The organism is Lachnospiraceae bacterium JLR.KK008 (assembly GCA_037015955.1).
GTDB lineage: Bacteria > Bacillota > Clostridia > Lachnospirales > Lachnospiraceae > VSOB01.
In genome coordinates this window covers 1629408-1641235 of sequence record CP143548.1, presented here as the reverse complement: position 1 = coordinate 1641235, position 11828 = coordinate 1629408, and the positions used below count along the sequence as shown (strand labels likewise).

The window sequence follows — 11828 nt, the reverse complement described above, 5'->3', positions numbered from 1 at the left end:
CACACTTCTTTTTGATCAATAACAATCATACAGCATCCGCAGGGCTGCCGCAAGCAGCAGTACCACGATCGCCGCCGCGTACATCATCAGATTCGCCCGGCGGATATCTTCCCGCTCTGCCGTTCTCACCGGATCGCCGATATGGGGTTTGTGTACGGTTTTTCCGAAATAACTGGCATCCCCTGCCAACCGGACGCCGAGTATACCGGCGCAGACACTTTCTGTCTGCCCGGAATTGGGACTTTTGTGACAATGTCTGTCACGCCGGTAAATCTTCCATCCCCGCTTCCAGTCGATAGATTTGTTGGAAATAACAGGAGGAAAATATAGATTTGTCTGATATTTATTGGTAAAATCCCTGCTGTTGAGCGAATTTTCTGCACAATTTTTCTTATGATTATTGTTTGAATTTTTGCAATTTTCTGAAAATCGAGACAATAATTGCAGAGGAATCGCCAAAAGGAGCATGACCAGTGCTGTCAGCCTGGAAGGAATATAATTCCAGACATCATCCACTCTCGCTGCCGCCTTCCCAAAATATTCATAGATCTCGCTGTGGTATCCGACCATGGAATCCATCGTATTCACTGCTTTATAGAGGAAGCAGAGTACCGGGCCGCCGATGGCCATATAGATCACCGGCGCAGTCACGCCGTCGGACGTGTTTTCCGCCACAGTCTCAATAGCTGCTTTGATAATCCCCTCTTCTGTCAGGCATTCGGTATCCCGGCCGACGATCATCGACAGCCTCTGGCGCGCGCCTGTCAGCGAATCCTTCTCCAGTGCATCATAAACGGCCATACTCTCTGTATACAGACTGCGCGGCGCAATACAATAATAAAATAAAATACCGTCCGCCGCGATGCCAAATGTAATGGACAGACGATAAGTAAACAGCCGGATCAGCATAACCGCACCGCCCGTTACTGCAGTTACAAGCACGACGAGCAGAATACCTGCTGCAAGCTGCCGCCTGGCAGAACTGCTTTTTTTCAGATGAAGCTGCCTGTCAAGAAATCCGATCAGTCTGCCGATCCACCGGACCGGGTGCGGCAGATGATGAGGATCGCCCAGCAGACAGTCCAGCGCAAATCCGATCCCCATCGCAAACACAGTATTCATAACCTGTCCTCTCCGATCCTCCGACAATTTCGCAATCGGATCTGTCCGCCCTCAATCTGCGCCGTGCACCGGTAGCCGTCTCCATTGTCCACATGGTAATCATAAAAGCCTCCCTGTCTCTCATCCAGATGGGAAAAGACGGACATGATCGTCCCGCCGTGCACAACGAAAGCTGTTTTTCCTTCCGGCATTCCCGCCCGCACAATCGTCTCCAGCGCCCGCACACTGCGGCGACAGAAGTCCTCCGGCGATTCTCCGCCCGGAAAGGCTGCGTTCCCCTTTTGTGACAGCCACTGCTCATAAAAAGGCAGACCAGACAACTGTTCATGATTTTTATTTTCCAGCAGACCGAAATCACACTCCCGAAAATCCGGCACGATCCGTATCTCTGCGCCCGGATACAGGAGCTGTGCCGTCTCCAGACATCGCTTCATCGGACTGGCACAGACATGAGAGACAGCCGGATACAGCCCCCTCTCTTTCCGCTGCCGGAGAAGCTGCCTGCCCTCCGGACACAGCCCCTCGTCTGTCCCGGAACCGATATACCGTCTGTTTTTATTTCCTGCTGTCATTCCATGCCGGACCCAGAGCCATTCCATCTTTTCCGGTTCCTTCGCTTTCCCGTCCACCATCTTATCTGTCCTTTTCCGCTGTTCTTTCATTTGATCCGCATCGGTATTCCGCCGATCACACGCTCCATGCTGTCCGCGCGCTGTGCCAGAAAGCAGAGCGCCCGTCCCACAGCCTCGCGGTACGCCCGTTCCTGCGGCGCGGAAGGTACGACCCCACAGCCTACCTCATCACAGACGACCAGTAACTCTGGCGCCTCCTCCAAAAACAGCGCCAGCGCCATGGAAATCCTGTCGTCATGACCATGACAGACACAGTTTTTCACGAACAGATGCAGATGATTCAGGACCATACGGCCCGAAATCTGTCTGCGCCACTGGCTGGGCGCTGCGAAGGCGTCGATCTCAGCTCCGTCCAAAACAGCACATTTGTCCAGTATAACATTCCGCTGTCTCAGTTTTTGCTCCACATAAGCCAGCTTTCCCTGATAGCAGCCACCGATTATAAGTTCCATAGATACCCCATGATTCCTGTCAGCCATGCAAACACCAGTTCATATACGACAACAAACCAGCCCGCAAGATCTCCTGTCAGCCCGCCAAATTGCCGGTACGCCATCCGCCGGTAACAGAGCGCGGTCGGGAGGCTGAGAATAATACAAGCCACACCGGGCGTTCCATATAGAAAACAGCCAAATGCCACAGCCAGAAACATCCATACCGATAACACAGCCAGAACAGTCGCCTTATGGGCGCTGGAGGCAAACGTATAGAGCAGCCCGTCTTTTTTCGCACTCCTGACCGTGACGAGAAGAAATGCGCTCAGAATCCGGGACAGAAAAAACCCGATTCCAAGAAACAAGATCTGCCGCACTTCCAGAAGCAGAAAGAGCGCAGCCCCGTAGAGACATCTTTCACATACCATGCTCATACAGGCAAACGCACCGATATGAGAGTCTTTGAGAATTTCCAGTTTCCGTTCCAGGCTCTGATAAGAGTGAAGCGCGTCCATTGTGTCCATAAAGCCATCCATGTGGATTCCTCCCGTCAGCGCGATCGGCAGAACCGTCCCCACAAGGACAAAGACCGGAAAGGGGACGAAGACTCCCAGCCAGCCGCGAAGCCGCCACAACAGATACAGGCAGGCGCCGACTGCCGGACCGACAAGAGGGAAAAAGCAGAGCACATAGCGCATATTCTTTTCTTCCCATGCCACTTTCGGCATCGGTATTTTGGAATACATGGAAAATGCCAGACAAAAACTCTTTAAAACCGGCATAGCTTCTCTCCTTTCAGAAATACCGGGATTGAATACACGACCTCACAAAAGGCGTCGGCCAACCCGGCCAGATGACAGTTAATGCCGCCGAGCGCCCGCACATACTGGTCAAGCGCCCCGGAGTCCCCCACTGTTTCCGAAAAAACTTCGTTCGTGACGACGACAAGGTGCCGGCAGATCCCACAGGCTTCCTGCACCTGAGAAAGAATTTCCCGCTGTGCCTCCATAGCTGTCATTCCAGCGGAAAACATCAGATTGGCCAAAAGATTCGAAACACATTCCAGTAAAACGACCGTCCCCGGCAGGGAGTCCCGAAGCGCTTCCTTGCCCAGTCCCATAACGGACTCAACTGTGACAAACCCTTTTCCTGCCCGCAGCGCCCGGTGGCGTGCGATTCGCTCTCTTGCCGCATCGCTCTCCGTCTCCATCGTGGCCACATAGAGCTTTCTCTGAATCCGCTCTCTCACGGCCAGTCTGCCCGCAAGCTGCTCCGCATATTCCGACTTTCCGCTCCCACTCGCCCCTGTGATCACAAACAACATTCATTCTTCCTCAAACTTCTGATAACTCTCAATCTGTATCTGCGCAAATGTTTCTTCACTGCGATAGACGGCCGCCGCCATATCGAGCATGGGAAACAACAGTGCCGCGCCGGTTCCTTCACCAAGCGCCAGCGAAGCGTCGATGACCGGCGCGAGCGCCAGTTCCTTCATCACAGCCTGCATACCCGGTTCCCGGCTCATATGAGAGGCGAGCATACAGCGACCCGCTCCCGGACAGAGTCTTGCCGCCGTGAGTGCGGCCACGGCCGAGATCATGCCATCCACGATAACCGGGACACCGTACAGCCAGCCGCCGATAAAGGCGCCCGCCATACCGGCAATGTCAAAACCTCCCACGCAGGCCAGCACTTCCAGTGCGGATCTCTGCCGCAGCCCGTACCGCTCCAGAGCGGCGGCCACAATCTTTCTTTTCTTTGCCAGGCCCTCTCCTGACAATCCCGCGCCCCTGCCTACGGCTTCCTCCACGGGCAGATCAAGCAGCGCCGCTGCCATGGCACCTGCCGTCGTCGTATTGCCGATGCCCATCTCCCCGACAGCAAACAGTGTGTATCCCTTTTCTGCATATGTTCTGACAAGATCAATCCCTGTGTCGACCGCTCTTTGCACTTCTTCCATACGCATGGCCGGTTCTGTGGAAAAGTCTCTCGTGCCCCTGCGGATTTTGCGGGAAATAAGATGCCGGGAATGCGTCTCGTCCCGGATCCCCATATCGATGGCAAACACATCCGCGCCGCACCGCCCGCACATCCGGTTGACACTGGCCTTTCCCTCAGCGATATTGTCCGATACGACAGCCGTCACATGACTGTCTGTCTGCGTCACGCCCTGCGTGGTAATGCCGTTATCCCCGCAAAATACAAGGACTGCACGTTTCTCTATGGCAATGTCCTTCGTTCCCTGGATTTCCGCAATCGTAACGATCGCATCCTCCAGTCTGCCCAGCCCGTACAGTGGTTTGGCAATGCTGTCCCACTGTTCCCGGGCCTTTTTTGCAGCCACAGCGTCCGGATTCCTTCCTGTTCCAAGCGTCTGATAAGGATTCCTTTCCTCCATCTTCTTTCCCTCTGTAACTTTCTTTCTCCTCATCGATTTACGATGCCATTGATTCATGAGCACTGATTCTGGTATTGTATCCGGCGAAAAGCCTGCGCTTTTTCCAGAAAAGCCTCCGCAAAATCCTCATTTCCATAAAAATAAATATGCGGAAAACCCGCATACAACGTATCTCCTGCCCATCCGGTCATCCATTCCGCCTCGCCGGAAGCCTTCTGCACGGCAAATGCCTGATATGTCATGTCGTCAGGAACGCATTCGTAATAATGAAACTCGTGGGCGCGCAGCTGCATCCTGCTCCTTCCGAAAAGGTTCCCCGACCGTAATGACATGGCGATATACCCAAAATGACGCAGCGACCGGCCTTTGGCGCTTCCCCCGGCAAGCGCTCCCGCCATCTTGTAAGTCGCCCCCTGCGGGTCGGTCAGACTGTTCTGCAGGTAGAGAAAGCCGCCGCACTCCGCAATACAGGGCATTCCTGCCTGTACCGCTGCTTTGACGGATTGTCTCATTTCCGCATTTTCCGAGAGCGTATGCGCATACAATTCCGGATAGCCGCCGCACAGGATCAGGCCATCTGTCTGAGCAGGCAGATGTCTGTCTCTGAGCGGGCTGAAAAATACCAGTTCACAGCCGCGCTCTCGCAGATAGCGGAGATTGTCCTCATATAGAAAACAGAATGCCTCGTCTCTGGCTATCCCGATTCTCACTGTCCGCTGCCCGGCAGGCCGGGAACTCTCCCGATAGCTCACCTCCGGTGCTCCGGACGCTATTTCCATAAACAGCTCCCAGTCTATCGTATTGTCAATGAGCGTATAAAAAATCCGAATCTTCTGCTGATAATCCCGGATCTCGTCAGCCGTAACCAGACCCAGATGACGGCTCTCCAGCACAAATTCTCTCTGCCTGGGCAGATACCCGACCGCCTTCAGCCCCATAGCTTCCACCAGCGGCTTTAGACTCTCATACCGCTTTGCCGTGATCTCATTAAATATAATGCCTCTGATCGCGTTTGGCTTCCGGTAGTGCAAAAATCCATGCAGGAGGGCACAGAGTGAAGCACCCATTCCCTTCGGATTTACGACAAGGATGACAGGCGTCTCTGTCACCTGTGCCAACGCATGGCAGCCTGCCTCCTGTGTCATACCGATTCCGTCATAATACCCCATAGCGCCCTCGATCACGCTGATGTCCGCATTCGCCGCCTGGACTGCAAGCAGTTCACAGACCTGACCGGCTCCCGAAAAAAACAAATCCAGATTGCCGCCGGCAATCCCCAGCGTCCTTTTATGAAACATCGGATCGATATAGTCCGGACCACATTTCCATGAGGCGACAGAAAGTCCAAACTTTTTTTTCAGACCATACAAAATGCCGCAGACAGCCGTCGTCTTGCCGCAGCCACTGCCTGTCCCGGCAATCATCACCCGTTTTCCGGTAAGCGTTCCCATAGGTCGTTATCTGCCTTTCGCGTCCATCGAGAGGACAAAGACCGGATTTTGTCCGTCCATCAAATGCTGTCCCGCAATCTCTCGTCCCCTCGCCGCCGTGATCTGCGTGATCTCCAGATTTTCCAGTTCATATGTTTTTACAAGTGTCAATATGTTTGTCAACGATTCGAGAGAAATCACATTCATCACGATATGTACCTGAGGGTTTTTCTGTAATACGGCCTCCAGTATTCCATCTCTCTCCCCCTTGCTGCCGCCGATAAAGACAGCGTCCGGGGCAGGAAGAGACGCAAATACTTCCGGGGCCTTTCCCTCTGTGATCTGCAGGTTATCCGCCATAAATTTTTCCTTATTGGCATGCAGAAGCTCCAGCGCCTTTGGCACGCATTCGATTGCATAGACAGTGCCGCGCCATGCCTGCGCCGCCATCTCCACGGAAACCGAGCCGGTCCCGGCGCCGATGTCATAGACGACGGCGTTTTCTTTCAGATGCAGTCTGCTCATCGTCACCGCACGCACTTCACTCTTTGTCATCGGGACCTGTCCGCGGATAAACTCATCATCGGGGATGCCGGTGGAAGGTGTACTGCAGACCGCCTGATCATTGAGAATAAACAAGACACAGAGTGACGTATCGACACCCGACAGTTTATCTCCCCGGTCAAGAAGCGTCTCCGCCTTCTCCCGGATGATCTTTTCGTCGGGATAAGAGAGACGGATGCCTATGACCAGCGTACACTGTGTCAGTCCGGCCAGACAGAGCCGCTCAACCACGCCGCGCAGACTGCCGCCCAGCAGCATGAACGTTTTCTCATGGGTCTTTACGGCCTGAATCCAGTTTTCCTTTTTGCCGTGAAGACTGACGATGCAGGCATCCTGCCAGGAGATACCGCTCCTGGCTGACAGATAGGAAATGCTGGATATGCCGGCCATGATGTTCACGGTTTCATATTTCTTTTCCAGCACTGAGACAAGACCTTTCGTCCCGCTGTAAAAACCGCTGTCACCGGACATACAGATCACGATGTTCTCACAGGGCGTCTGATCGATAATCGAGAGGATCTCCTTGCCGTCATACGTCTCATGATATTCTCCCTTGCAGTTTTTCGGCAGAGCGTCTCTCATTCGTCTGGCTCCGATGATCAGATCCGCCTCCAGCAGTACACAGCGCACTTCCTTTGTCAGCAGATCCGGATTGCCCATACCGATTCCTACAATACTGATATTTTTGCTCATTTCCATTCCTCCAGACAATGTATTGCTTCTTCCAGACTGATACCGGTCTCTTTGACTCTTCTGCGGATGACGAGCAGCGGAATGCCCGCTCTCTTCGCTGCCCGCAGTTTTTCAAGATAACCGCCGGCTGCACCCGACTGCTTCGTCACCATCCACCGTATCTCAAATTCCTTTAAAAACGCATAATTCATCTCTTCCGAGAACGGTCCCTGCATGGCGGTCAGATGCCGCCCCTCGATACCGAGTGCAAGCGCGTCCGCGATGCACTGTGGGCTCGGAAGGACCCGCACATACAGTCTGTCCCGGTACCCCGGCAGCGCAGTATAGAGAGACAGTCCGCTGCCGCCGGTCGCCGCAAATATATTGCCTTCCTCCGCGGACAGAAAAGTGACGGCGTCCCGGATCGTGTCAAAGGAAAGTGTCCCCTCCTCCGCATCTGCCGTTTCCTCTCCCCTGACGATTCTCAGATAACGTATGTCCAGCGCTTTGCAGGCTGTCCGGATCGTTTCTGTAGCCAGCAGCGCATAGGGATGTGTGGCATCAAGCACCAGTCCGGCCCTTTCATGGCAAAGTAAAGCCTTCATTTCCTCAGTCTCCAGCCTTCCGGCATGAACGGAAAATCCATTGTCCCTGCCGTCTGTATTTACGGGCGCTGTCTCCTGGCGCCGGTTTTCCTGTTCCCGTTTCACGATCCGTGCTCCGTAAGGAGTAGCCACACAGACTACCACCGGTATCTCGTGTTCCATGCAGTAGACCGACAGAATCCGGCCTTCTGTCGTCCCGCCGAAAATGATGACTTTACACATCGGCATATCCCCGCGGTGTCACCATCTTTCCTCCGAGCTCCATCGTGGAATCGTTGCCGATATAAACCGTCGTAAACATGTCCGCCTGTATATCCCGCAGCTGCTCCAGTGAGAGAACCCTTACCTCTTCCCCTTCTCTGCCAATCTGTCTCACATAACCGCATACGGTTTGCGGACTCTTGTATTCGAGAACGATGTCACAGGCCATCCGCAGATAATCCGCCCGTTTCCGGCTGGCCGGATTATACAGGCAGATGACCATGTCCCCCATGGCGGCGCAGCGCAGCCGCTTTTGGATAACGGCAAGCGGTGTCAGCAGATCGCTCAGACTGATGACCGCAAAATCATGCGTCAAAGGAGCGCCAAGCCGCGCTGCGCCGCTGCTTGCCGCCGTCACGCCGGGGATCACGATAATCTCTGCCGCCCGGACCGTTTCCTGCTGCGCCTGTGCCTGTAACTGGCAGAGCAGACCTGCCATCCCATAGATACCCGGGTCCCCGCTGCACACAACGGCTATGGCTTCCCCTTCGGCAGCTCTCGCCAGTGCCCAGCCGCATCGTTCTTTTTCCTGCTTCATCGGCGTACTGTAGTATTTCTTATGTGGAAAGTATGGCTTTAACAGCTCCGTATATACCGTATACCCGGCAATAATATGACATGATTCCAGGACATTTTTCGCTTCCACTGTCATACCGTCCAACCCGCCCGGTCCGATCCCCACCACATACAGACTCATAGCTCCCTCCTTATGTTTCTATCAAAAAAACAAAATCGTCTGCCTCTCATAGACAGCTATCGTCATCCCGCTGCCTGTCTGCCTGCCGACCAGCTTTCTCCCGCCGCTGCCAAAGCAGGCGCTCCGCTCACACACATTGTCTACACCGATCTTCGCCCTGACAAACTCAGAGGCTGCAAAATCTCCCTCCAGTTGTGAAAGCTGCCCGGGCGTATAAGTCTCAAATGGAACACCGAGCGCCTGTGCCAGCCTGATGAGTCCTTCCTCCCGTGCCTTGACAGACACAGAACAGATCTTACCGATCCGCTCTGTCCGCAGATGGTATCTCTCAAATATCTGACATAGAAAATCATGGAGTTCCGAGACAGTCTTCCCTGACTTACAGCCGATCCCCACCGTCAGATCTTTCGGCATCAGCGCCAGCGTAACCGGAAAACGGTGATGATATGTATTCTCACAGGAGACTGCGATCCCCGCCTCCACCTCTTCTTTTTCTATTTCCCCATTTTCCATGGTGAGTTCTGCCGGCAGCTCTCCGGCAAACGGAAATTCCGAAAAGAAACCGACCCGCTCCCCGGCGAGAATGCGGGAAGAAATCTCTTTGACCGTCTGTGGATTGACAATATGCAGCCGGTTTCTGACCGCCCACTGATCCGCCGCGAAGAGTCCGCGGCTGTCCGTGGCTGTCGTGATAACCGGTTCGCCGTCAAGGATACGCGCCGTATATTCGGTAAAATCATTGGCCCGTCCCACATGGCCTGACAGCAGAGAAATCACGTGTCTGCCGCATTCATCTACCACGACCACGCCCGGATCATGCAATTTATCTTTGATATAAGGCGCAATCGCACGCACGGCGATGCCACAGGCACCCACAAAGACAATCATGTCCTCCCGCTCAAACATAAGACGGGTTGCACTGCCCAGATCCGAAAAAGGCTGCATGTTCTCCATCCGATGTCTTTCGGACAGGAAGCCTTCCGCCTCATATCCGGCTCTGCCATATTCCTCCAGCAGAAAACGCCCAAGCTGACCGCCCCGCTCCGTAAAGGCGGCGATACCGATGCGCATCACACCGAGGCCTCCCGATACCCGGTGGAAAAATCGGCGGCATACAGCCTTGACAACTCATAATCGTCACCGAGAAATTCTCCGACGACGATCAGTGCCGTCCGGGTAATGCCGTTTTCCGCCGCCATCTCCACAAGTCCGCCGAGTGTCCCCCGGACGATTTTCTCCTCCGCCCAAGTCGCTTTGTATACGATTGCACAGGGCGTCTCCTCCGTGTATGCGCCTTGCAGCAATTCCCTGCGCGCTTCCTCCAACAGTCCGGCGCTCAGAAAAAGAACCATCGCCGCGCCATGCTCCGCCAGCCGTGAAAGCCGCTCTTTTTCCGGTACTTTCGTCCTGCCTGAGACTCTTGTGATAATGACTGACTGAGTCAGTCCTGGCAATGTATACTCCGTTTTCAGGGAAGCGGCCGCGCCGCAGAAGCTGCTGACACCAGGACAGACCTCATAGGCGATGCCAAGCCTGTCCAGAGCGTCCATCTGCTCTCTCACCGCCCCATAAAGGCAGGGGTCCCCAGTGTGAAGCCTGACAATCTCCATCCCTCTGGCATCCCCCTCCCGCATCGTCTCGATCACTTCCTCCAATGTCATCTCCGCGCTGTTATAAATCTCACAATGTTCTCCGGCATACTCTAAAAGAGCCGGATTCACGAGGGAACCGGCATATATGATCCGGTCCGCCCCGGAAAGAAGCCGTTGACCACGAATCGTGATCAGATCCCTGGCGCCCGGGCCAGCACCGACAAAACATATCATAAACGTTCCCCCTTCCTGCCTTCTCCGGCCCTGTCCACTCCGTCTGCTTCTCTTATCCGTGCAAGCAGACCGGGCGCCTGCACCGTCATCCCCAAAAGGCCATGCACGTTGGAGAAGACGACGGCACCTGTCTCGATGCCGTCAAACACCCGTCTTTTTAAATGGTACTCTATTTTCTTCATCAGGCGATCCATCACAGGCGAAAGGATTCCCTCCTGCGAAAGCAATGTCACCGCCTGATCGGTCGTAACACAGCTCATCACTTCTTTCAGCAGGGAGAGCTCTGCTCCCGCTTCCAGTGCGCAGGCCATGAGCACTTCCATGCGTCCGTCTCCGTATCGGGAATGGGTATTCATGATGCCTGCCCCCAGCTTTACCAGTTTCCCCAGATGCCCGATCAGGAGTACTCCTTTCATATGACAGGCAGGCGCCATATCCAGCGTATCACCGATAAAATTGCTACACTTGACCGTACAGACAGGGTCAAGCGATAAGACCCGGCGGATGTAATCCATCCCATAATTGCCAGGTGTAATCACACAGTATCGTCTTCCGGCCGCCGCCTGCATCCGCATCTCCAGGGCAATCGTATCCGTCAGCGCCTTTTCACTCATCGGTTCCACGATGCCGCTTGTTCCGAGAATCGAGATACCGCCCTCAATGCCAAGCGCAGGGTTAAACGTTCTCTTTGCCAGCGCCTCTCCCTCCGGTGCAGATACGATCACCAGCAGACCGCCCTCATATCCGGCTTCTTCCAACACCGCCTCCACCGCTTCCCGGATCATCTGCCGCGGGACCCGATTGATGGCAGGACTGCCGATCTCCTGTTCCAGACCTTTTTTCGTAACCCTGCCAATTCCTCTGCCACCCGTGATTTGCACGCCGGCCGCGGACTCTTTCGCCACTTCCGCGATGATCCGTATACCATCCGTCACATCGGCGTCATCACCGGCGTCTTTTCTGACGGCGCAGCAGGCCCTGGTTCCTCCCGATGAAATCTTTTCCACCGGTAAAGTGAGGCAAACCCCTCTGGGAGTATCCACTGTCACCTGCTCCGGTGTCTCACCCAGCAGAAGGGTCCACGCCGCCGCTTTGGCCGCCGCAGCGGCGCAGGAACCGGTTGTATAACCGCAGCGCAGCTTTTTTTTATCTTTATATACATAAGCATCCATCGGCATCTGTCATCC

At 54.6% G+C, this 11828-nt stretch carries 13 protein-coding genes; all 13 read right to left on the bottom strand.

The window, feature by feature from the left end:
* Nucleotides 1-15 precede the first annotated feature (15 nt).
* The 13 genes from cbiB to cbiD are packed head-to-tail and all read right to left on the bottom strand — an operon-like array spanning nt 16 to nt 11813.
* Nucleotides 16-1122, bottom strand: a complete 1107-nt coding sequence (cbiB, locus tag V1224_08395) for an adenosylcobinamide-phosphate synthase CbiB (GenBank protein ID WWR14527.1) — start codon at nt 1120-1122, stop codon at nt 16-18.
* The gene (locus V1224_08390; GenBank protein ID WWR14526.1) at nt 1119-1784 is read right to left on the bottom strand and encodes a histidine phosphatase family protein; all 666 of its coding nucleotides are present in this window, start codon (nt 1782-1784) and stop codon (nt 1119-1121) included. The genes cbiB and V1224_08390 overlap by 4 nt, the downstream gene beginning before the upstream one ends.
* Nucleotides 1781-2206 carry a bifunctional adenosylcobinamide kinase/adenosylcobinamide-phosphate guanylyltransferase gene (locus V1224_08385; GenBank protein ID WWR14525.1) on the bottom strand — a complete coding sequence of 142 codons (426 nt, stop codon included), beginning with the start codon at nt 2204-2206 and terminating at the stop codon, nt 1781-1783. The genes V1224_08390 and V1224_08385 overlap by 4 nt, the downstream gene beginning before the upstream one ends.
* Entirely contained in the window at nt 2194-2970 is a 777-nt protein-coding gene (locus V1224_08380; GenBank protein WWR14524.1) for an adenosylcobinamide-GDP ribazoletransferase, read from the bottom strand. Before V1224_08380 ends, V1224_08385 begins: the two co-directional genes overlap by 13 nt.
* Entirely contained in the window at nt 2958-3512 is a 555-nt protein-coding gene (locus tag V1224_08375; GenBank protein WWR14523.1) for a bifunctional adenosylcobinamide kinase/adenosylcobinamide-phosphate guanylyltransferase, read from the bottom strand. The genes V1224_08380 and V1224_08375 overlap by 13 nt, the downstream gene beginning before the upstream one ends.
* A complete protein-coding gene (cobT, locus tag V1224_08370; protein ID WWR14522.1) occupies nt 3513-4619 on the bottom strand; it encodes a nicotinate-nucleotide--dimethylbenzimidazole phosphoribosyltransferase in 1107 nt (368 codons plus the stop codon). It abuts the gene before it with no gap.
* Nucleotides 4620-4639: 20 nt separating this feature from the next.
* Nucleotides 4640-6037, bottom strand: a complete 1398-nt coding sequence (locus V1224_08365) for a cobyrinate a,c-diamide synthase (protein ID WWR14521.1) — start codon at nt 6035-6037, stop codon at nt 4640-4642.
* A gap of 6 nt (nt 6038-6043) precedes the next feature.
* Complete coding sequence (gene cbiE / locus V1224_08360) at nt 6044-7273, bottom strand: precorrin-6y C5,15-methyltransferase (decarboxylating) subunit CbiE (protein ID WWR14520.1); 1230 nt, start codon at nt 7271-7273, stop codon at nt 6044-6046.
* Nucleotides 7270-8085: a precorrin-6A reductase gene (gene cobK / locus V1224_08355; GenBank protein ID WWR14519.1), complete on the bottom strand. Its 816-nt coding sequence runs from the start codon at nt 8083-8085 to the stop codon at nt 7270-7272. Before cobK ends, cbiE begins: the two co-directional genes overlap by 4 nt.
* A complete protein-coding gene (gene cobJ, locus V1224_08350) occupies nt 8072-8815 on the bottom strand; it encodes a precorrin-3B C(17)-methyltransferase (protein ID WWR14518.1) in 744 nt (247 codons plus the stop codon). Before cobJ ends, cobK begins: the two co-directional genes overlap by 14 nt.
* Nucleotides 8816-8836: 21 nt before the next feature.
* Entirely contained in the window at nt 8837-9886 is a 1050-nt protein-coding gene (locus V1224_08345) for a cobalt-precorrin 5A hydrolase (protein WWR14517.1), read from the bottom strand.
* A complete protein-coding gene (gene cobM / locus V1224_08340; GenBank protein ID WWR14516.1) occupies nt 9886-10641 on the bottom strand; it encodes a precorrin-4 C(11)-methyltransferase in 756 nt (251 codons plus the stop codon). The genes V1224_08345 and cobM overlap by 1 nt, the downstream gene beginning before the upstream one ends.
* Nucleotides 10638-11813, bottom strand: a complete 1176-nt coding sequence (gene cbiD / locus V1224_08335) for a cobalt-precorrin-5B (C(1))-methyltransferase CbiD (protein ID WWR14515.1) — start codon at nt 11811-11813, stop codon at nt 10638-10640. Before cbiD ends, cobM begins: the two co-directional genes overlap by 4 nt.
* Nucleotides 11814-11828: the final 15 nt, after the last annotated feature.